Consider the following 20,785-nt stretch of genomic DNA (forward strand, 5'->3'; position numbering starts at 1 on the left):
TCGTACGGGTCGCACGGGTCGCACGGGTCGCACGACAACGGCCGCCCGCCCACCGGGGGCGGTGGGCGGGCGGCCGGGTGCTGGAACGGACGTCAGGAAACGGTGCCGGGACCGAGCAGGGCGTGGTCCAGGCGCGGCGCGAGGACCCGGGCCACGGTGTCGGTGATGTGGCCGGTGTCGCGGTAGAGGATCACGCCCTCCAGGACGGCCGGGCAGTCCGGGCCGGTACCGGGGCAGAGCAGCGGGCCCAGGTCCAGGGCCCGGACCCGGTAGCGCTCGGCGAGGCCGCCGTCGAGCAGCGGGTCGCGCTCGAAGGCCGTCCCGCGCGGGAAGAAGCAGGCGTCCGAGCGGCCGTCGGAGCCGGCCAGGCAGGTCGGGATGTCCTTGCCGGGCATCGGGGTGTCGCCCAGGTAGGCGAGCGGGGCGCCGAGGGCGGTGAGGCGGTCCAGGGTGCGGGTCCAGCCCTCGGTGCGCTCGTCCTGGCCGCCGTACCGGTTGAGGCCCGCCATCAGCACCAGCCGGGGCTTGGGGCCGGAGGTGAGCCGGGTGAAGGTGTTCTCGCGCCAGCGGTCGCACTCCTCGAAGGTGCGGCCGAGCACGTTGTTGCGCACCGTCAGGGTGGCCAGCGGGCAACCCGGCTTGACCAGGACCTCCAGCGCCCACTGCCGCTGCTCGGCCATCGCCAGGGCGGCCGAGATCCACTGACCGGCGTGCGAGTCGCCGATGAGCACGATCCGGTCGGGGCTGGACTCGGTGCCGAACAGGCAGCGCGGGCTGGTCTCGGCGCCGAGCGGGATCTCGCAGCCCTTGCCGGGTGGGAAGTCCTGCCGGGCGCGGGCGAGCGAGGGGGTGAGCGAGAGCACCCGGGTGCCGGGGGCGAGCAGGCCGGGGCCGTCCACCGCCCCGGCCGGGGCGACGGTCGCGCGGTCGGGGTCGCCGAGTGCGCGAACGGTGCCGCCGCCCAGGGTGAGGCCGGCGATCAGCGGGATGACCAGGGCGCTGGCGCCGACGGCGAGGCCCCGGCGCGGGGCCGGGCCGCCGCCGAACCGCAGCGGCGTTTCGACCAGTCGCAGGGTGAGCCAGGCCGGGAGTGCGGCGGCCGCCGTGAGGGCGACCAGCGTGGTCCAGGGCAGGGCGCCCCAGCGGGCCTGGGCGATGGTCAGCACCGGCCAGTGCCACAGGTACCAGGCGTAGGAGAGCCGCCCGGCGGCGCGCAGCGGACGGGTGGCGAGCAGTCGGCCGACGTCACCGGCGGTCAGCGCGCGGTGCGCGGGGCCGGCCAGCAGGAGGGCGGCGGTGCCGAGTACGGGCAGCAGGGCGGCCGTACCGGGGAAGGGCGTGTCGCGGTCGTACCGGAGGACGGCGGTGAGCAGCGCGGCGGCGCCGGCCCAGCCGAGGACGCGCAGCAGCCCGCCGCCGAGCCGGACGCCGGGGCCGCCGCGGGCGAGCCGGGTGGTCAGGGCCGGTGCGGCGAGGGCGACGCAGCCTCCGACGGCGAACTCCCAGAGGCGGCTCGCGGTGGAGAAGTAGCCGAGCGGCGCGGAGCCGGCCGTCCAGCGGATGCAGAGCAGCAGCGAGACGCCGCCGACGGCGAGGGTGGTCAGGGTGGCGGCGGTGACGGTGCGGCGGCGGTGTCCGGCGAACAGCCGGGCGAGACCGAGCAGCAGGACGCCCCAGAGCAGGTAGAACTGGTTCTCCACCCCGAGCGACCAGAAGTGCTGGAGCGGGCTGGGGTCGTGCTCGGCGGCCAGGTAGTCGGTCTGCTGGCCGACGAAGCGCCAGTTGGAGAACTGTCCGGCGGCGGCGATGAGGTCCCGGGCGAGGTCGGTGCCGCGCAGCGGGTCGAGCAGGGCGCCGCCGGCCAGCGCGGTGGCGACCAGGACCACGGCGGCGGCGGGCAGGATGCGGCGGGCGCGGCGGGCGGCGAAGTCCCACAGGCCGAGGGGACGGGCGAGGAGGAGCCCGGTGATCAGGAAGCCGGAGACGACGAAGAAGACGTCGACACCGACGTAGCCGCCGGTGAGGCCGGGGACGGCCGCGTGGAAGGCGAGCACGGAGAGCACGGCGACGCCGCGCAGGCCCTCGATGTCGGGGCGGAAGGCGGCCCGCGGCCGCGGATCGGCGGTGGCGGGTCCGGCCGCGTCGGCACGAGCCGCGACAGACGCGGCAGCGACAGGCTCGGCGCTGGACGAGGAGGAGAGGACGTCGGTCGGGACGAGGGCGCGCGACGGCTCGGCGCCTGGTGGTACGGCCGTGGGCACGGCGAAGCTCCTTGCAGGGGCTGGCAGCGGTGGTCGGGGGCCGGCGGGCCGATGGGGCGGCCGGCCGGCAGTCCGCGCCGGTGGGGCGACGCGCAAGGAAGAGAGGAAATGAACTACGAGGGGAGGAAGCGGAACTGACGAAGCGTCAGAACACCAGCGGGTCGGCCCAGCCGGACGCCAGCAGGCCGCAGAGCAGCAGCACCGCGGTGACGGCGACGGCCTCGGCGGGCCCGAAGCGCAGGTCGGACCGACGGTTGCCCTGGCGGTCGGACGGCCGGGCGAGGTCCGCGACGGTGGCGCCGTTGCCACCGCGGACCAGCGGCCAAAGTGCGCCGATCAGCGGAACGACCGTGTAGGTGGTGAGCGCGAGCAGTCCGGTGAGCGCCCAGAAGGGCTGCCAGCCATAGGAGTTGACGGCGCGGACGAGTCCGACCACGCCCGCGACGACCACGAGGCCGAGCCAGCCGACGCCGATCCGGGCGACGGTGCGGGCCAGCGCGGTGCCGCCGGAGACGGCGCCGGTGGGCACCCAGTCGGCGCTGCGTCGGCGCAGCGCGTGCGCGATGGCCACCACATGGCAGAGCCCGCCCAGGAGTTGGACCCGGGTGACCTCGAAGCGCCAGTGGGTGCGGGACATCGCGGGGAGCAGGACGAGCGCGACCCAGATCGGCGGCAGGAACGGCAGTACCTGCCAGGGGGCGATCTCGTCGGGGCGGAAGAACAGCATGATCAGGGCCGGCAGCGGCACCGCGAAGACGTTCACCGCGCTGGTGAGGTAGCCGAGGATGCCGTTCCAGAAGCAGAGCCGGGCCGAGCGGGGAAGCGGGCCGCGCCGGAAGTCGGGGTCCCCGACCAGGGCCAGCGAGCCGAGGCACCAGCGGTACTGCTGGCTGATGAAGGCGGGCAGGCCGGTGGGCGACATGCCCTTGGCGAGCAGCGCGGGCACGTACCGGGTGGTCCACCCGGCGCGGGCGAGCGAGAGGCCGGTGTAGAGGTCCTCGCTGTGGTCGATCTCGGCGAAGCCGCCGACGCGTTCGAGTGCGGCGCGCCGGTAGAGCGCGTTGGTGCCGCAGCAGACGGTGCCGTCCTGGGCGTCCCGGGAAGGCTGGATCCAGCGGTAGAAGATCTCCTGGGTGGCGCCGGCCGCGCGTTCGAGCCAGGACATCCCGGCGTCGGTGTCGAAGCACTGCGGGCTCTGCACGATGCCGATGTCCGGATCGTCGAGGTACGGCACCAGGTGCTGCAGGAAGTCCGGGCGCGGGCAGAAGTCCGCGTCGAGGACGGCGATGATGTCGCCGGTGCCCTCGACCAGGCCGTGGTTGAGGTTTCCGGCCTTCTTGAAGCGGCCCCGGTCGGGGCGGCTGCGGTACTCGAAGCCGTAGGACTCGGCGAGTTCGCGCACCTCGGGCCGGGCGGCGTCGTCGAGGACCAGGACGGTCAGCTCGCCGGGCCACCGGACGGCGGCGGTGTGCCGGTAGGCGTTGTCCAGGACGGCGAGCGGCTCACCGGCGGTGGGCAGCAGGAGGTCGACGCCCGGGTGCCGGACGGGGCGCCAGGCCCGGACCAGCAGGTCGTGCGAGTCGCGGGTGAAGCGGCGGGAGCGCTGTCCGTCGACGACGGAGAGCAGCCAGGTCGCGGCGTTGAGCACGGTGAGCACGAGGAACGGCCAGAGCAGTGGGCGGCTGAGCGCGAACAGGCCGAGCGTCGCGGTGGCTCCGGCGTAGGAGAGGGTGGCGCAGAGCAGCACCCAGCGGCGCTGCGGGCCGAAGTACCAGTAGAGCTCCTCGTCGTCGGGCGGACTGGGCAGACGCGACAGGTCGTCCTCGGCGCGCGGGTCGGGACGTGTACCGGGGGACGCCCCGGGACGGTCGGCGAGCCTGCTGCGACGACGGTTGTCGGGCCCGCCGTCGGGTATTCGGCGCAGTGAGTGCTGCGGTTCCCGGTCGGGCGCGGACACGGCGTTGCCATGGTGGACGGGCATGCGGAATGGCCCCCCTGAGCTGGGACGGAACGTGGCCTTTCGCCGGTCAGCCTCTCACGTTGGTCTGGACCAATCGATCATCGGGCCGCACCGTCGGGCATCGCCCCAGGTCAGGGAGTTGACATAACGTCAGATTCGTACACCACCTGACGCCGTGTCACCACTACTGGACGGTAATCTCCTTGGTCAGCTTCTCGAACCGCAGGTCGGGGCGGAGCGGGATGCCGAAGCGCTCGTCGCCGTACGGGAACGGCGAGTAGTCGCCGGTGCGCCGGAAGCCCCGGCGCTCGTACCAGGCGATCAGCTCCGAGCGCTGCTCGATCACCGTCATCTCCATCTCGGTCACCCCCCACTCCTCGGCGGCGTACCGCTCGGCCCGCGCGAGCACGGCCCGCCCGAGGCCGCCGCCCTGGCGGCCGGGGCGCACCGAGAACATGCCGAAGTAGGCGCGCGCGCCCCGCCGTTCCAGCTGGCAGCAGGCGAGCAGCTCGCCGTCCAGCTCCGCGAGCAGCACCACGCCGTCCGAGTGGTTGACGGCCGTGGTCACACCCTCGGTGTCGGTGCGCTGCCCGTCCAGCAGGTCGGCCTCGGTGGTCCAGCCGGCCCGGCTGGCGTCGCCGCGGTAGGCGGACTCGACCAGGTCCAGCAGGGCGGGCACATCGGCGGAGGTCGCGGCGCGGAAGGCGAGCCGGTCGGTACCGGCGGCCTCGGGGGCCGCGCCGGTGCTGCTCTCGGGCACGGGGTCCTCATCTCTGGCGGGCCCGGACCGTGCTGGCCCGGGCGGGGAGGCGGCGGCCGTTCGGCCGATCCCTCGCATCGTGCCACAGCCGCCCCCGCCCCCTACCTGCGCGTACGGACCGGCCCGGCCGCGCACCCCGGCCAACAACGACCAGCCCCCGGCCGGAACCCGTCCAGAACCCGGACACCCTCCCCCGGGCGGCACCGCCTCCGGCAGGATGAACAGGAGGACCACGAACCCTGCCCGGCACGCCCGGACCACCCACCCCGGAGGCCCCATGACGACCGTCGAGATCCCCGGCTCCAAGTCGGTCACCGCACGCGCACTGTTCCTGGCCGCCGCCGCCGAGGGCACCACCACCCTGCTCCGGCCGCTGCGCTCCGACGACACCGAGGGCTTCTCCGAGGGGCTGCGGGCGCTCGGTTACGCCCTCACCGCCGCACCGGACCGGTGGACCGTCGAGGGCCGCCCGCAGGGCCCCGCCCACGACGCCGACGTCTACTGCCGCGACGGCGCCACCACCGCGCGCTTCCTGCCCGTGCTCGCCGCCGCCGGCCGCGGCGAGTTCCGCTTCGACGCCTCCGCCCAGATGCGCCGCCGCCCGCTCGGCCCGCTGACCGAGGCGCTGCGCGCCCTCGGGGTCGACCTCCGGCACGAGGAGGCCGAGGGCCACCACCCGCTGCGGATCACCGCCGACGGCGTCCGCGGCGGCGAGATCACCCTCGACGCGGGCCTCTCCTCGCAGTACCTCACCGCGCTGCTGCTGCTCGGCCCGCTCACCGAGCAGGGCCTGCGGATCACCGTCACCGACCTGGTCTCCGAGCCGTACGTGGAGATCACCGTCGCCATGATGCGGTCCTTCGGCGCCACCGTGACCCGCACCGGCCGGGTCTACGAGGTCGCGCCCGGCGGCTACCGGGCCGCCGCCTACCCGGTCGAGCCGGACGCCTCGACGGCGAGCTACTTCTTCGCCGCCGCCGCGCTCACCGGCCGCCGGCTGACCGTCCCCGGGCTCGGCAAGGACGCGCTCCAGGGCGACCTGCGGTTCGTCGACGTGCTGGCCCGGATGGGCGCGCGGGTCGAGATCGGCAGCGACCGGACCACCGTCGAGGGCCCCGCCGGCGGCCGGCTCTCCGGCCTGACCGTCGACATGCGCGACATCTCCGACACCATGCCGACGCTCGCCGCCGTCGCCCCGTTCGCGGACGCGCCGGTGCGGATCGAGAACGTCGCCAACACCAGGGTCAAGGAGTGCGACCGCCTCGACGCCTGCGCGGAGAACCTCCGTCGGCTCGGCATCGACGTCGCCACCGGCCACGACTGGATCGAGATCCGCCCGGGCACCCCGCGCGGCACCGCCCTCGCCTCCCACGGCGACCACCGGATGGTGATGTCCTTCTCCGTCACCGGTCTGCGCACGCCCGGCATCACCTTCGACGACCCCGCCTGCGTGCGGAAGACCTTCCCCGAGTTCCACGAGGTGTTCGGGCGGCTCCGCGATGAGTGGGCGACCACCGGCTGACCGACCGACTGGCCGACTGGCCGACCGACCGACTGACCGACCCGCGACGGAACGCCCGGGCGGTGCCGGGGGCGGGGCAGCTGTGCCCGCCTCCGGCGCCGCTACCAGAACCGGGCGAGGGCGCTCTCCCGGAACGGTTGCGGGGAGACGCTCAGATCCCCCGAGAACGGCCGGTCCAGCACGATGACCAGCAGCAGGCTGAAGCCGATCAGGGTGGCCACCGTGCCGACGAACAGCAGCCGGAACCGGCGGTCGCGCACCCCGTACATCAGGGCCAGCGCGGTCATCACGACGGCGCCGCCGAAGATCAGGGCCTGGAGGAGCGCGGGGAGGCTCCCCCGGCTGTCGGCGATCCGGCTGCGCCGGAGGCCGGCCACCTCGTTGAGGCTGTCCAGGGCCTTGCCGTAGAAGGCCTGTTCGGACGCCGTCCCGGGCTCGTAGTCGACGAACACCCGGTACATCCCGTCCACCGCCCGGGTCGTCACCGCCGAGTCCCCGTGGCCCGCCCGCATCAGCGGCCACTGGTCCTCCACCACGGCGTGCACGTAGTCGCGCACCGCCGCGTGCACCGCCTCCCGGGTGGCGGGCGGGAAGGCCTCGGCGTCACGCACGATCTGCGAGACGGCGCTCGCCTCGGCGGCCACGATGTGCCCGGCGTCGTGCAGTTCGGTCCACAGGTTGACCACGACGAAGGCCAGGATGATGCCGTAGATCGCGCCGAACATGCCCAGCAGCACCCCGGCCATCTCGTTGTACTCGCCGTCGGCCAGGCCCGGGAACCGGCGCAGGGCCAGCACGCTGCCCGCCAGCGCCGCCAGCACGAACCCGCCGACCACCAGCGCGGCCAGCGGCACGGTCGGGACGTGGTTCAGCAGCCACAGATCCACACGCCTCCACTCCTCGCGGACCGGGCCCCCGACGGGCCTCCGCAGACATCATGAGCGGTGGCCCGGCACCCGCTCCGCATATCCGCCACCCCGGAGGGGCGTGGCGACCCGGCTGCCGGGGCCCGAGTACCGGGCCCCGGCAGCCGGGCGACCACGTGACACCCGGCGGTCAGTACGCCGGGCGCACCATGATCAGCGACTCCAGCCTGTCGGCGCTGTTCCACAGCAGCTGGATGCTGGTGCCGGTGGCCGGGACCTTGACGCTGTTGTACGGGTTCGCGGCGTCCCAGTAGACACCGGTGCGGTCGTTGAACTCCGCCACGCCCGGCAGGCTCGGCACGGTCACCGGGACGTCGGCGCGGGGCAGGGTGAGGCTGTCGGTCGCCTCGGAGCCGAAGGTGGAGTCGTAGCTCTGGACCCGGGTGTTCATCAGCCGGCCGTCCTTCCAGCGCAGCGGCGCGGGGTGGGCGTCGACGGGCAGCACCAGGCCGGAGCCGGGGTGGTCCCAGACGTTGTTGTCGCTCTGCGAGGCGTCCCAGAACCAGATCAGCAGGCCGTTCTGGTAGGGGAAGTGCTCGACCCGGCGCGGCCGTCGGACCGAGCCGAAGACGTACGGGCCGGTGCGCAGGGTGCTGTCGTAGGAGACGTACTGGCGGTTCTCGACCAGGTAGTACTGGCCGTTCTGCTGGGTGAAGGTGCCGGTGGTGCGGGTGAAGCCCCTGGCGTGCCAGCCGCCGTCGCCGTTCTCGGCGCCGTCGGCGAACAGCACGGTGCCGTCGGCGGTCGCGGACAGCTCGTCCAGGGTCAGGCCCTTGAGGTGGGTGCTGCCGTCGGTGGCGACCCGGAAGCGGACCTTCACCTGGCGGCCCGCGTAGGCGTCCAGCGGGTAGGCGAGGGTGCCCCAGGCGCCGCCGGAGGTGCCGGTGAGGGAGGGGGAGCCGCTGGGGTTGCGCGGGATCGGGGCACCGTCGAAGGTCCCGGCCAGCGCGGTCCACTCGCTGCCGCCGTCGGTGGAGACCTCGGCGTAGGCGTAGTCGAAGTCGCGCTCCAGCTCGTACCAGCCCTTGGCGGTCAGCGCGGCCGTGGTCCGGCCGGTCAGGTCGAGGTCGCGCACCAGGGTGGCGTTCTGGTTGTCGGCGCTGCCGCTCCACCACTCCTGGGTGCCCTCGGCCGGCGTGTTGACCACGGTGGTGACGCTCTTCTCGACCACCAGGGCCTGCGGCAGCGCGGTGTTGTACTCCACCGGGCCGGTGCGGTGCACGGAGACCTCGCCGGAGGTGGCCCGGTCGTAGCTGAGCCAGCCCAGTTGGAGCTTGCTCCAGGCGTCCAGGTCGGCGGGGCGGTCGCCGATCTCGTCCCGGCCCTCGCCGAGCCAGGAGCCGGAGTTCATCAGCGACCAGTAGCCGACCGAGTTGTCGATGCCGTGGCCGGTGGTGTCGTAGAGGTCGGGCAGGCCGAGGTCGTGGCCGTACTCGTGGGCGAACACGCCGAGGCCGCCGTTCTCGGCCTGCATGGTGTAGTCGCCGGCCCAGATGCCGGTGCTGCCGACGGGGGTTCCGCCGAGCTTGTTCCCGGCCGGTCCGGTCTTCCCGGAGCCCGAGCCGTAGACGTAACTGCGGTGCGCCCAGAGCGCGTCGGGCCCCTGGGCGCCTCCCCCGGCGGACTCGTCGACACCGGCGTGGACGATCTGGAAGTGGTCCAGGTAGCCGTCCGGCTCGTTGAACTCGCCGTCGCCGTCGAAGTCGTAGCGGTCCCACTGGTCGTACTCGGCGATCGCGGCGCGGATCTGCTCGTCCGTGCGGCCGTGGGCCTTCTGGTCGGCGACCCAGGCGTCGACGGCGTCGCGGATGAGGTCCTGGGCGTTGGAACAGACGTTGTCGCCACACCAGTTGGAGCCGTAGCGGGCCTCGTTCCACGGCACCTCCACCCAGTCGGTGACGGTGCCGTCGACGGAGTAGCGCCCGGAGGACTGCTTCTCGTAGTAGGTCTTCAGGGAGTCCCCGGTGGTGCCGAAGTAGAGGCCCTGGCAGTGGGCCCGGTCGTAGTCGGGCTGCCAGGCGGTGGAGTTGTCGACCGCCCGGTCGGGACGGTCGATGCTGTTGTGCAACGGCCCCGGGGTGCCGCCGTAACTTGGGCTTTCCGTCGTGCGTGGTGGTGGTGTCGACCTGGTCGCCGAACTCGACCAGGACGGTGAAGATCCGGTCGGTCCGCTGCCCGGCGAGTTCGACGTACTGGCCGTCGCCGAGCCTGACGGCGGTGCTGGTGCCGCGCTGCTCGACGGTGGCGGTCCCGTTGACGAGCTGTTCGGTGGCGGTCTTCCGGGCGGCGTCGGCCTTCCCGGTGAGGGGTCCGGGCAGGTTGTGCTCGACCGCGCGGGCCACCTGGGCCTCGGCGGGGTCGAGCGTGGCGCCGGGGTCGTCGGCGGCCGAGGCGCTGGGCGGCAGCAGCATCATGCCTATGGAGGCGGCGATCGCGGCGGCGGTGGCCGCGGCGAGGGTGCGGGATCTTCACGAGCGGTGGTCGTCCTTCGTCCGGTGGCGGGCGGCTGTGCCCCCCGGGGGGGCGGTGACCGCCGAAGCTTCGGCTCCGGTGGGTTCAGGGGGTCGTGGCCGGGGCGGGTGCCGGGCCCAGGACGCAGGCCAGCGCCCGGCGCCGCTCGCGGGTGTCGTAGCGGCGGCACCGGAGCACAGCGTGGGACGGGCCACCGGCGGTGTCAGCGGCCGGGGGCCCGTGGGAGCTGCACCAGCGGGCCTCCCACCTTGGTAAGCGCTATCCAGCCCGGCCGGCCACTTCCCGCCGGTCCGCCCCCGTCAGCCCGCCACCGGCCCCGTGCTGCCGCGCACCACCAGGGCCACACCCAGCGGCGCCTGCCGGGCCGGCGAGGCGCCGTCCGCGATCAGCTGGACGGCCCGCTCCCCCGCCTCCTCCAGCGGCAGGCGGACGGTGGTCAGCGACGGCCGCAGGTCCACCGCGAACGGGACGTCGTCGAAGCCGACCACCGAGACCTCCTCCGGGACGCGCCGCCCCAGGTCGTCCTGCACGGCGGCCAGGACCCCCGCCGCCATCACGTCGTTCAGGGCCAGCACCGCCGTGACCCCCGGCTCGGCGGCGAACAGCCCGAGCGCCGCCTCCCGGCCGCCCGAGCGGGTGAAGTCCGCGAACACGACCCTGCGGTCCGGGAGTTCACCGCCCAGCCGGGACCACGCCGCCCTGATCCCGGCGAGCCGCCGCTGCACCGTCACCAGGCCCTCCGGCCCGGCGACCACGCCGATCCGGCGGTGTCCGAGCTGCCAGAGTTCGGTGGCCGCGCGCTCGGCCCCGCCGGTGTGGTCCAGCGGGACGTACGGCTCGACGCCCCGTTCGCCGATGCAGGACACCCGGCCGCCGTCGGCCCGGAAGGCGTCCAGTTCGGCGGCCAGGCGCGCGGTGAGGTCCGGGTCGGCGACGCCGCTGCCGGCCAGCAGCACCGCCCGCGCCCGCTGGGCGCGCAGACTCCGCACGTACTCGATCTCCAGCTCCGGGTCACCGAAGGTGGCGGCGATCATGACCATCAGCCGGTGCCGCTTGGCGGCCCGCATCGCGCCCGCGGCGATCGCCGCGAAGTACGGGTCGGCGATGTCGTGCACCACCAGGCCGACGACCGAGGTCGAGGAGCGGGCCAGCGCCTGCGCGGGCGCGTTGGAGACGTAACCGAGGTCCCGGGCCGCGTCCTCCACCTTGCGGCGCAGCTCCTCCCCCACGGTGCGGGTGCCCCCGTGGAGCACCCGCGAGGCCGTGGCGATCGACACCCCGGCATGCTCCGCGACGCGTTGCAGCGTCACGGCGCCGGTGGAACGGGTGGCACGGGTGGTTGACCTCGGGTTCGGCATGCTCGTAACGTACCCGGCGGAAAGCGCTTACCAAGAATCCGCGCGCACCTCCCGCGCAACTACCCCGGAAAGAAGGTCCGCCATGTCCCGCAGGGTGATCGGCATCGTCATGAACGGTGTCACCGGTCGAATGGGCTACCGCCAGCACCTCGTCCGCTCCATCCTCGCCATCCGCGAGCAGGGCGGACTGCCGCTCGGCGACGGCGAGGTGCTGTGGCCGGAACCGATCCTGGTCGGCCGCAGCGCCCACAAGCTCAAGGAGATCGCCGACCGGCACGGCCTGACCCACTGGACCACCGACCTGGACGAGGCCCTCGCCCACCCGCTGGCCGAGATCTACTTCGACGCCCAGCTCACCCAGGTCCGCGAGCAGTCCATCCGCCGGGCCGTCGCCGCCGGCAAGCACATCTACACCGAGAAGCCCACCGCCGAGTCCCTGGACGCCGCGCTGGAGCTGGCCCGCCTGGCCCGCGACGCCGGGGTCCGCAACGGCGCCGTCCAGGACAAGCTGTTCCTCCCCGGCCTGCTCAAGCTCAAGCGCCTGGTCGACAGCGGCTTCTTCGGCCGGATCCTGTCCGTGCGCGGCGAGTTCGGCTACTGGGTCTTCGAGGGCGACTGGCAGGAGGCCCAGCGGCCGTCCTGGAACTACCGCGCCGAGGACGGCGGCGGCATGGTCCTCGACATGTTCCCGCACTGGCGCTACGTGCTGGACGGCATCGTCGCCCCGGTCCGCTCCGTCTACGCCCACACCACCACCCACATCCCCGCCCGGGTCGACGAGCAGGGCCGCCCCTACCGGGCCACCGCCGACGACGCCGCGTACGGCATCTTCGAGCTGGAGGGCGGCATCACCGCCCAGATCAACTCCTCCTGGGCGGTCCGCGTCGACCGCGACGAACTGGTCGAGTTCCAGGTCGACGGCACCGAGGGCAGCGCCGTCGCCGGGCTGCGCGAGTGCCGCTTCCAGCACCGGGCCGCCACCCCCAAGCCGGTCTGGAACCCCGACCTGGCCGCCACCGAGTCCTTCCGCGAGCAGTGGCAGCGGGTGCCGGACAACGCCGAGTTCGACAACGGCTTCAAGGTGCAGTGGGAGCTGTTCCTGCGGCACGTGGTGACCGGCTCCGAGTACCGGTGGGACCTCCTGGAGGGCGCCAAGGGCGTCCAGCTCGCCGAACTCGGCCTGCGCTCCGCCCGCGAGGGCCGCCGCCTGGACGTGCCCGACCTCGCGCTCTGACCCCCGCCTCCTGCTCCCGCCCCCGCCCTGGTTCCTCCCGCTCCCGCCCGCACCCCGACCCGATTGCTGACACCATGACCGAGATCGACCTGCCCGGCCACGGCCGCCACCGGATGTCCGAGCCGCCCCGCCTCCCGTCCGCCACCGAGCCGCCGACCGGCCGCGTCGTGTACGCCGCCGCCCATGTCGTCGCCGACCCGCTCGGCGACAACGCCCCCGGCGCACCCGCGGCCGTCGACTGGGACACCACCCTCGCCTTCCGCCGCCACCTGTGGTCCCTCGGTCTCGGCGTCGCCGACGCCATGGACACCGCCCAGCGCGGCATGGGCCTCGACTGGCCCACCACCCGCGAACTGATCACCCGCTCCGGCGCCGAGGCCCGCGCCGCCGGCGGACTCCTCGCCTGCGGCGCCGGCACCGACCAGCTCGCCCCCGGCACCCACACCCTCCCCACCGTCACCGCCGCCTACGAGGAGCAGCTCGACGTCGTGGAGGCCGCCGGCGCCCGGCCGATCCTGATGGCCAGCCGCGCCCTGGCCGCCGCCGCCCGCGGTCCCGAGGACTACCTGAGCGTCTACGGCCGGATCATCGGCCGGGCCGAGCAGCCGGTGATCCTGCACTGGCTGGGCGAGATGTTCGACCCGGCCCTGGCCGGCTACTGGGGCTCCACCGACCTCGACGCCGCCACCGCCACCGTCCTGGAGCTCATCGAGGAGCACGCCGACCGCATCGACGGCATCAAGGTCTCCCTGCTCGACGCCGACCGCGAGGTCGCGCTGCGCCGCGCGCTGCCCGCCGGGGTCCGCCTCTACACCGGTGACGACTTCCACTACCCGGAGCTGATCCGCGGCGACGAACACGGCCACAGCGACGCGCTGCTGGGCGTCTTCGACCCGATCGCCCCGGTCGCCGCCGCCGCGCTGCACGCCCTGGACGCCGGGGACCTCGACCGCTACGAGGCGCTGTTCGCGCCGACCCTGCCGCTGGCCCGGCACCTGTTCGCCGCCCCGACCTTCCACTACAAGACCGGGATCGTCCTGCTCGCCTGGCTGGCCGGGCACCAGGACCACTTCACCATGGTCGGCGGCGCGCAGAGCGGCCGCTCCGTCCCCCACCTGGTCGAGCTGTTCCGCCTCGCCGACGCCGCCGGGATCCTGCCCGACCCCGACCTCGCGGCCGACCGGATGCGGCGCTACCTCGCCGTGGCGGCGCCGCTCGGCTGAGCCGGGGCCGCGTCCCCGGCCCAGGGCCCCGCGTCCCTCGGTGGCCGTCCGCTCGGTGGCCGTCCCTCCCCCCGGGGCGGCCACCGGTCTCCCCTCACCTCCCCGAAAGGAGCCCGGCACCGTGACCGGACTCTCCCGTCTGTCGCTCAACCAGATCACCACCAAGCGCTGGAGCCTGCCCGAAGCCGTCCAGGGCTGCGTGGACGCCGGGATCCCCGCCATCGGCCTGTGGCGGGACAAGGTCGCCGAGACCGGCCTCGCCCGCTCCGCCAAGCTCTGCCGGGACGCCGGGCTGGCCGTCAGCAGCCTCTGCCGGGGCGGCTTCCTCACCGCCGCCGGGCCGGAGGAGCGGCGGGCCGCGCTCGCCGACAACCTCCGCGCCATCGAGGAGGCCGCCGAACTCGGCACCGACACCCTGGTGATGGTCGTCGGCGGCCTGCCCGACGGGAGCCGCGACCTGCCCGGCGCCCGCCGCGCCGTCGCCGACATGATCGCCGAACTCGCCCCGCACGCCGGGGACTTCCGCGTCCGGTTGGCCCTGGAGCCGCTGCACCCGATGTTCTGCGCCGACCGCGCCGTCGTCTCCACCCTCGGCCAGGCCCTCGACCTCGCCGCCCCCCACCCCGCCGCCCAGGTCGGCGTGGTGGTCGACAGCTACCACGTCTGGTGGGACCCGCAGCTCCCCGAACAGATCGCCCGCGCCGGCCGGGAGGGCCGCATCGCCTCCTACCAGGTCTGCGACTGGACCCTGCCGCTCCCGGCCGACGCCCTGCTCGGACGCGGCCACGTCGGCGACGGCCACATCGACTTCCGCACCCTCACCGACCAGGTCACCGCCGCCGGCTGGACCGGCTGGATCGAGGTCGAGATCTTCAACCAGCTGATCTGGGACACCCCCGGCGAGCAGACCCTGCGCACCCTCGCCGAACGCCACCTCACCCACGTGGCCCCGGCAGCATGAGGATCGTCCTCGCCCCCGACTCCTTCAAGGGCACCGCCACCGCAGCCGAGGCCGCCCGGGCCCTCGCCGACGGCTGGCACTCCGTCCGCCCCCACGACGAGCTCGTCCTGCTGCCGATGGCCGACGGCGGCGAGGGCACCCTCGACGCCGTGGCCACCGCCCACCCCGGCGCGACCGTCCACGAAGTCCCCGGCTGCACCGGCCCCGACGGCCGTCCCGTCCCTGGCCGCCACCTGCTGCTCCCCGACGGCACCGCCCTGGTCGAACTCGCCGACGCCAGCGGACTCCCCCTGCTCGAAGGCCGCCTCGCACCGCTCGCGGCCACCAGCCGCGGCACCGGCGAGGCGATCGCCGCCGCCCTGGACGCGGGCGCCACCGCGCTGACCGTCGCCCTCGGCGGCTCCGCCTCCACCGACGGCGGCGCCGGGCTGCTCTCCGCCCTCGGCCTGCGCGTCCTCGGCCACTCGGGAGCCCTGCTCCCCGACGGCGGCGGCGCCCTCGCCACCGCCGGGCAGATCGACACCCGCCGGCTGCGCCCCGCCCCGCCCGGCGGCGTCCGACTGCTCACCGACGTCACCAACCCGCTCCACGGACCCGACGGCGCGGCCGCCGTCTACGGCCCGCAGAAGGGCGCCGGCCCCTCCGAGATCGCCCTGCTGGAACACGGCCTGCGCCGCTACGCCGAGTTGCTCGGCGGCGACCCCGAAGAGCCCGGCGCCGGAGCGGCCGGCGGCACCGCCTACGGCCTCGCCACCGCCTGGAACGCCCGGATCACCCCGGGCGCGGCCGCCGTCGCCGACCTGCTCGGCCTGGACGCCGCCCTCGCCGGGGCCGACCTCGTGATCACCGGCGAGGGCCGCTTCGACGCCACCAGCCTGCTCGGCAAGGCCGTCGGCGAGGTCATCGACCGGGCGCACCGCGCTGCCGTACCGGTACCGCTCCGCGTCGTCGCCGGCGACTCCACCGACGGACGGGCGCTCACCCTGCTGTCCCTGTCCGGCGACAGCCACGACGCCCAACGGCGGGCCGCCCACTGGCTCAAGCTCGCCGGAGCACACCTGGCCCGCTCGGCCGGAGCGCCGGCGCACTGACGCGCTGACCCGCTGACCCGCCGACCCGCTGCCGCACCCGACCGAGGGGGCGCCGGTGAGGACGTCGACGTCAGCCTGCCGGGAGCGGCTCAGCCGTGCGGGTGTCGGTGGCGGCCGGTTCCGCTGCAGGTCGTAACTTTCCGGACCGTCGTTCTTTGATCCGGACAGCAGTGATTGCAACCGGTTCAGGGCGTGTGCACCACCTTCAGCCGGCGCGCGTACGACCGCCACCGGGTCGACCAGTGCTTCGAATTCATCTTGAGAGGAATGCGGAAATGTTCAAGAACACCTTTGCCGCCGCCGCCGGCCTGGCCGCCGCTGCCATTGCGATGTCCGCCGGGTCGGCCTTCGCCATCGCCGACTCGGACGGTGCTGCCGTCTCGTCCCAGGGCAACGGCGGTACCAACCAGACCGGCACCCACGGCGACCACAGCGCCAACTTCCACACCCTCGACAACCCGAACATCTGCCTCCCGGAGGTCCACAACATCGCGGTCGGCGCCGTCATCGGCGTGGCTGTCCCGATCGAGGTCCCGGTCCTCAACAAGACCCCGAAGCAGATCTGCAACGTCGGCCACAACACCCAGTCCTCCGGTGACGGCGGTGTCTCGCACCTGATCGGCTGATCCAGCAGCGCCCCTGGGCCCCGGTGACACGTCCCGGGGGCCGGGTACCGCGCGGGACCGACGCCCGGCCGGGGCTTCCCGGCCGGGCGTTCGGCATGTCCGGGGAGCCGCAGGGGACTTGCGGGTCGCACGAAGAGTGGGCGACCAATGGCCGACCGTCGCGCGAAGCCCGGGCGGCGCGGGAGTGCGTCGGCCCGAGTTCCCGCGCGGCCCACCGTCCGGCTCCGGGGCCGACTCCCCTGGTGGGCACCGGTCCTGCGGGTACGAGGCGTCCGGGTGGTCGGAACCATTCCCCTGTGACCCCCGGTCAGAATGTGGCCACCGATACCTGGCGGGCTGGCACGTACATGGCTAGCCTGCTGCGGCCGGACTCCGTCACCGGCCGTCCCGGCAGTCCGCGCCCCACCCCACGGGACGTCAGCACCGGACCAGAGGAGTGTCATGCCCAGCACTTCCCGCTCCGCCAGCTCTGCCAGCCCCTCCGGCACCACCGACCTCCGCAAGCCCCGGCAGCGCCGGTTCGGCGCGTTCGCCGCCGTCGCCACCGCCGTCGCCCTGGCCGTCGGCATCGCCGCCCCCGCACACGCGGCCGGCGGCCACCTGCCGCCGATCCACCCCGACCTCGACTTCGCCGGCTCCACCGTGGCCGCCCACGAGGGCCGCGACGGCACCGCCCCGGTCGCCGCCCTCGCCGTCACCCAGACGCCCGGGCTCGACGTCGCCAGCTACCAGGGCAACGTCAACTGGTCCTCGGTACGCGCCAACGGCGCCCGCTTCGCCTACGTCAAGGCCACCGAGGGCACCACCTACACCAACCCGTACTTCGCCCAGCAGTACAACGGCTCGTACAACGCCGGCCTGATCCGCGGCGCCTACCACTTCGCCCTGCCGGACCGCTCCTCCGGCACCGCCCAGGCCAACTGGTTCGTCGACCACGGCGGCGGCTGGTCCCGCGACGGCAAGACCCTCCCGCCGGCCCTCGACATCGAGTACAACCCGTACGGTGCCACCTGCTACGGCCTCAGCCAGAGCGCCATGGTGAGCTGGATCCGCGCCTTCAGCAACACCGTCCACACCCGCACCGGCCGCTACCCCACCATCTACACCACCACCAACTGGTGGACCAGTTGCACCGGCAACAACGCCTCCTTCGGCGCCACCAACCCCCTCTGGGTCGCCCGTTACGCCTCCGCCGTCGGCACCCTCCCGGCCGGCTGGAGCTACCAGACCATCTGGCAGCACGCCGACTCCGGCACCTTCCCCGGCGACCAGAACCTCTTCAACGGCGCCTTCGACCGCGTCCAGGCCCTCGCCAACGGCTGAGCCCCGCCCCGCCGTTGCCCGCCCCGCCGCCCGGACCCGTCCGGGTGGCGGGGCGGAGGTCAGGGGGCGGCGGTGAGGGAGTCGAGGAGGATGCGCCAGGCGGCCGTGTAGGCGGTCGGGTCCTCGGGGGTCCCGTCCGGGGGGCCGAAGGCGACGTGCGGGGCGCCGTGGAGGACGGCGAGCAGGAGTTGGGCCACCAGTTCGGGCGGGCGGGGTGCCATGCTGCCCTCGCCCTGGGCGCGGCGGATCAGGGTGACCAGGCCGCGTTGCACGTCCGAGAAGATGTCGGGCGCCGGACCGGCCGGGTCCGGGACGTCCGGGACGTCGGTGGCCAGGCGGAGCGCCGCGCGCAGGCGGACGTCCTCCTTCAGCCGCTGCGCGAGGTCCAGGACGAGTGCCTCCAGGACGTCGGCGGCCCCGGCGCCGGGGACATCGCGGGTCAGCCGCATCTCCTCCCAGACCTGCCGGGACTGCGAGATCAGGGCGCCCGCCAGCGCGCGCTTGGAGTCGAAATGCCCGTACAGCGCGCCCTTGGTCATGCCGGTGCGCTGCGCCACCGCGTTGAGGGTGGCACGGCTGTAGCCCTGGGTGGAGAACTCCTCGGCCGCGGCGTCGAGCACCTTCTCCCGCGTGCGCCGGGCCCGCTGCTGCTTCATCATGCGGTCCTCCTCGGGGTCCGGAGAACATTCCGTGGCGCAGGAATGTTCTCGGGGCGGCACGGTCACCGCCCGGTTCCGTTCAGGTCCGACCGGGAACATTCATCGGTGCTTCCTCCCCCGAGGTCGCGAACTCCCGGGCGGTACCGCTACATTGCGGTGCCCGCACGGGCGTCACAGCTCAGGAACCTACCTTCCGGAAGGATTGGCGTCGAGGCGGGTTCCCGCCGCCCTGTCCAAATCGCCGTGGTCGAGAACGAGTTGACCGACCGCACCGGAACCACCACACCGAACTCCGCCCCCACCGCCGAGGAGCCGACCGTGCCCGAGCCCGATTCCGGGAGCAGATCCGGGAGCAGATCCGGGAGCAGATCCGGGACCAGAGCAGAGAGCCGAGCAGCGACCGGAGCAGAGAGCAGAACAGCGAGCAGAGCAGAGACCGTAGCCGAACCGCCCGGCCCGTTCCGGGTCCGGCCGATCGCCACCCGGCGCGGTCCCGACCCCAAGCAGGACCGCGCCGCCCGCACCAGGCTGCTGGTCCTCACCGCGGCCGCCGAACTGTTCACGGCCCGGGGCTTCCGCCACACCTCGGTGCAGGAGGTCGCCGACCGGGTGGGGATGACCAAGGGCGCGGTCTACTTCCACTACCCGACCAAGGAGGCGCTGGCCGTCGCCGTGGTCGAACACCACTACGCCCGATGGCCGTTGCTGCTGGCCGGGGTCACGGCCGAGGGGCACGGGCCGCTGGAGACCGCGGAACGCCTGCTGGCGGGCGCGGCACTCGCCTTCCGGGAGGACGTCGTGGTCCAGGCGGGCACCCGGCTGCAGGTCGAACGCCCGCAGATCGATGCCGAGTTGCCGACACCGTACGTGGACTGGACCGAGCTGCTGGCCGAGCTGCTGGCCCGCGCCGAGGCGCTGGGCGAACTGCGGGCGGGGGTCCGGCCCCGGGCCGCCGCCCGGTCGCTGGTGGCCGCCTTCTTCGGCGCCCAGCACATCTCGGACGTCCTGAGCGAACGGGCGGACATCGTCGAACGCTGGGCGGAGACCTCGGAGTTACTGTTCCGGGCGATCCGCGCGGAGTGACGCGAGCGGACGGCGGGCAGGCGCCGCGGCCGACCGCACGACCCGCGAGGCATCGACACCGGCCCAGGTGGTGCCCGCCGCGACCAGGGCGAGCACGGCCGCCGCGAGCGGGAACCAGCGCCCGCCGAACAACGCGACGGCCGCGCTGCCGACCGCCCCTCCCGCGGCCGTGCCCAGGTACAGGGCGCTGCTGTTGAGCGAGATCAGCAGCTGGGCGTTGCCCGGGTCGAGCGAGGCGAGCCGGTGCGGCAGCGCCACCGAGACCGCCCAGCCCGCCAGCGGGGTGACCACGGCGTAGGCGAGCGCTCCCGGCATCGAGCGCCCCGCCCAGGGCAGCGCGGCGAACGCGAGCGCCGCCACCGTGCTGCCGACCAGCAGCACCCTGCGGACGCCGACCCGGTCGACCAGGCGCCCGCCCAGCCAGCTGCCCGCGACCGAGGCGAGGCCGGAGACCAGCAGCACCAGGCTCAGCCGGTCCGCCCGTCCGCCGGTGGCCGGGGCGATCGCGGTGGCCAGGTAGATGTAGACGGTCTGGAACGCGAGGAAGAAGAGCAGCGTGGTGGAGGCGGCGCCGAGCACCCGCCGGTCGCGCAGCGGTGCCAGGCGGTCCCGCAGGCCGGGTGCGACGGCGGGTGCCGGCAGGTCGCGCAGCAGCAGGGCGAGCCCGGCCAGGGCGGCCGCGCCGAGGGCGGTGACCAGCCACATCGTGGGGCGCCAGTCGGTGCGCCCGATCCAGGTGCCGAGCGGGACGCCGAGCGCGGTGGCGACCGTCATGCCGCCGAGCACGGTGGCCAGGGCCCGGCCGCGCCGCTCGGGGGCGACCAGGGTGGTGGCCACCGCGTTGGCGGTCGGGGTGTAGAGCGCGGCGCCCGCGGCGGCCAGGACCCGGGTGGCGAGCAGGATCCCGTAGGAGGGGGCGAGCGCGCTGAGCGCGTTGGCGGCGGCGAACACGGCGAGCGCGGTGAGCAGCAGCCGTCGGCGCGGCCAGCGCGCGGTGAGCGCGGCGAGGGGTGGGGCGAGCAGCGCGTAACCGAGGGCGAAGACGGTCACCAGCTGGCCGGCGGCGGCGACCGTGACGCCGAGGTCCTCGGCGATCGGGCCGAGGATGCCGGCCATGACCATGGTGTCGGTACCGACGGCGAAGGTGCCGAGGGCGAGCAGGAGCAGGCGGACGGGCACGTGGTTCCCCCAGGAGCGGACGTCATCGGGCCTGATTGTTGGACGAACGGGCAACAGTTTGATGCTCGCCAAACAGTACGGATTGGTGGATGATTGTCAAACCGTCCCGTTCGCGTCGCACCCGCGCCGCCCGAGCCCCGAGGAGGC

General features: G+C 74.3%; 15 protein-coding genes and 1 pseudogene. 8 read left to right on the top strand and 8 right to left on the bottom strand.

Going from position 1 to position 20,785, the window contains the following annotated elements; all coding sequences use genetic code 11:
- Positions 1–92: 92 nt before the first annotated feature.
- The 3 genes from BI06_RS33225 to BI06_RS33235 all read right to left on the bottom strand — a co-directional run bounded on the left by BI06_RS33225 (position 93) and on the right by BI06_RS33235 (position 4,981).
- A complete protein-coding gene (locus tag BI06_RS33225) occupies positions 93–2,261 on the bottom strand; it encodes an acyltransferase family protein (RefSeq protein ID WP_199523392.1) in 2,169 nt (722 codons plus the stop codon).
- Between the two features lie 145 nt (positions 2,262–2,406).
- The gene (locus BI06_RS33230) at positions 2,407–4,242 is read right to left on the bottom strand and encodes a glycosyltransferase family 2 protein (protein ID WP_199523393.1); all 1,836 of its coding nucleotides are present in this window, start codon (positions 4,240–4,242) and stop codon (positions 2,407–2,409) included.
- 163 nt (positions 4,243–4,405) lie between these two features.
- Positions 4,406–4,981 carry a GNAT family N-acetyltransferase gene (locus tag BI06_RS33235; protein ID WP_030396530.1) on the bottom strand — a complete coding sequence of 192 codons (576 nt, stop codon included), beginning with the start codon at positions 4,979–4,981 and terminating at the stop codon, positions 4,406–4,408.
- 277 nt (positions 4,982–5,258) lie between these two features.
- On the opposite strand from BI06_RS33235, the gene aroA reads away from it, so the two are divergent.
- The gene (aroA, locus tag BI06_RS33240; RefSeq protein ID WP_043474524.1) at positions 5,259–6,503 is read left to right on the top strand and encodes a 3-phosphoshikimate 1-carboxyvinyltransferase; all 1,245 of its coding nucleotides are present in this window, start codon (positions 5,259–5,261) and stop codon (positions 6,501–6,503) included.
- A 101-nt stretch (positions 6,504–6,604) separates the two neighbouring features.
- Here the strand turns inward: aroA and BI06_RS33245 are convergent, their stop codons facing one another.
- From BI06_RS33245 to BI06_RS33255, 3 genes and pseudogenes are all read right to left on the bottom strand, one after another.
- Positions 6,605–7,390, bottom strand: a complete 786-nt coding sequence (locus tag BI06_RS33245) for a DUF4239 domain-containing protein (protein WP_030396528.1) — start codon at positions 7,388–7,390, stop codon at positions 6,605–6,607.
- A 169-nt stretch (positions 7,391–7,559) separates the two neighbouring features.
- Positions 7,560–9,843, bottom strand: a pseudogene (locus BI06_RS33250) (immune inhibitor A domain-containing protein).
- Between the two features lie 357 nt (positions 9,844–10,200).
- The gene (locus tag BI06_RS33255) at positions 10,201–11,259 is read right to left on the bottom strand and encodes a LacI family DNA-binding transcriptional regulator (protein WP_051742487.1); all 1,059 of its coding nucleotides are present in this window, start codon (positions 11,257–11,259) and stop codon (positions 10,201–10,203) included.
- A gap of 82 nt (positions 11,260–11,341) precedes the next feature.
- On the opposite strand from BI06_RS33255, the gene BI06_RS33260 reads away from it, so the two are divergent.
- The 6 genes from BI06_RS33260 (at position 11,342) to BI06_RS33285 (ending at position 17,717) form a co-directional block, all read left to right on the top strand.
- Positions 11,342–12,493 (top strand): Gfo/Idh/MocA family protein, encoded by a 1,152-nt coding sequence (locus BI06_RS33260; protein WP_043474527.1) that lies wholly within the window; start codon positions 11,342–11,344, stop codon positions 12,491–12,493.
- A gap of 74 nt (positions 12,494–12,567) precedes the next feature.
- Entirely contained in the window at positions 12,568–13,716 is a 1,149-nt protein-coding gene (locus BI06_RS33265) for a dihydrodipicolinate synthase family protein (protein ID WP_043474530.1), read from the top strand.
- Between the two features lie 121 nt (positions 13,717–13,837).
- Positions 13,838–14,677, top strand: coding sequence for a sugar phosphate isomerase/epimerase (locus BI06_RS33270; protein ID WP_199523394.1), 840 nt, complete (start codon positions 13,838–13,840; stop codon positions 14,675–14,677).
- Complete coding sequence (locus BI06_RS33275; RefSeq protein ID WP_043474537.1) at positions 14,674–15,768, top strand: glycerate kinase; 1,095 nt, start codon at positions 14,674–14,676, stop codon at positions 15,766–15,768. The genes BI06_RS33270 and BI06_RS33275 overlap by 4 nt, the downstream gene beginning before the upstream one ends.
- Before the next feature lie 275 nt (positions 15,769–16,043).
- Complete coding sequence (locus BI06_RS33280) at positions 16,044–16,394, top strand: hypothetical protein (protein WP_030396522.1); 351 nt, start codon at positions 16,044–16,046, stop codon at positions 16,392–16,394.
- Between the two features lie 441 nt (positions 16,395–16,835).
- Positions 16,836–17,717: a lysozyme gene (locus BI06_RS33285; protein WP_051742488.1), complete on the top strand. Its 882-nt coding sequence runs from the start codon at positions 16,836–16,838 to the stop codon at positions 17,715–17,717.
- Between the two features lie 59 nt (positions 17,718–17,776).
- Here BI06_RS33285 and BI06_RS33290 read toward each other — a convergent pair whose 3' ends face one another.
- Positions 17,777–18,376, bottom strand: a complete 600-nt coding sequence (locus BI06_RS33290) for a TetR/AcrR family transcriptional regulator (RefSeq protein ID WP_051742490.1) — start codon at positions 18,374–18,376, stop codon at positions 17,777–17,779.
- Positions 18,377–18,694: 318 nt separating this feature from the next.
- Between BI06_RS33290 and BI06_RS47130 the strand changes: the two genes are divergently transcribed.
- The gene (locus BI06_RS47130) at positions 18,695–19,459 is read left to right on the top strand and encodes a ScbR family autoregulator-binding transcription factor (protein ID WP_233290392.1); all 765 of its coding nucleotides are present in this window, start codon (positions 18,695–18,697) and stop codon (positions 19,457–19,459) included.
- Here BI06_RS47130 and BI06_RS33300 read toward each other — a convergent pair.
- Positions 19,430–20,638, bottom strand: a complete 1,209-nt coding sequence (locus tag BI06_RS33300; protein ID WP_043474540.1) for an MFS transporter — start codon at positions 20,636–20,638, stop codon at positions 19,430–19,432. The genes BI06_RS47130 and BI06_RS33300 overlap by 30 nt on opposite strands.
- Positions 20,639–20,785: the final 147 nt, after the last annotated feature.

Origin of the sequence: Kitasatospora sp. MBT66, assembly GCF_000710405.2 — a bacterium.
Lineage (GTDB): Bacteria > Actinomycetota > Actinomycetes > Streptomycetales > Streptomycetaceae > Kitasatospora > Kitasatospora purpeofusca.

Excerpts from the sequence above, each read along its gene's own strand:
- BI06_RS33290 (WP_051742490.1), bottom strand. The coding sequence starts at position 18,376 with ATGATGAAGCAGCAGCGGGCCCGGCGCACGCGGGAGAAGGTGCTCGAC.
- BI06_RS33275 (WP_043474537.1), top strand. The coding sequence starts at position 14,674 with ATGAGGATCGTCCTCGCCCCCGACTCCTTCAAGGGCACCGCCACCGCA.
- aroA (WP_043474524.1), top strand. The coding sequence starts at position 5,259 with ATGACGACCGTCGAGATCCCCGGCTCCAAGTCGGTCACCGCACGCGCA.
- BI06_RS33280 (WP_030396522.1), top strand. The coding sequence starts at position 16,044 with ATGTTCAAGAACACCTTTGCCGCCGCCGCCGGCCTGGCCGCCGCTGCC.
- BI06_RS33285 (WP_051742488.1), top strand. The coding sequence starts at position 16,836 with ATGCCCAGCACTTCCCGCTCCGCCAGCTCTGCCAGCCCCTCCGGCACC.
- BI06_RS33230 (WP_199523393.1), bottom strand. The coding sequence starts at position 4,242 with ATGCCCGTCCACCATGGCAACGCCGTGTCCGCGCCCGACCGGGAACCG.
- BI06_RS33260 (WP_043474527.1), top strand. The coding sequence starts at position 11,342 with ATGTCCCGCAGGGTGATCGGCATCGTCATGAACGGTGTCACCGGTCGA.
- BI06_RS33255 (WP_051742487.1), bottom strand. The coding sequence starts at position 11,259 with ATGCCGAACCCGAGGTCAACCACCCGTGCCACCCGTTCCACCGGCGCC.
- BI06_RS33265 (WP_043474530.1), top strand. The coding sequence starts at position 12,568 with ATGACCGAGATCGACCTGCCCGGCCACGGCCGCCACCGGATGTCCGAG.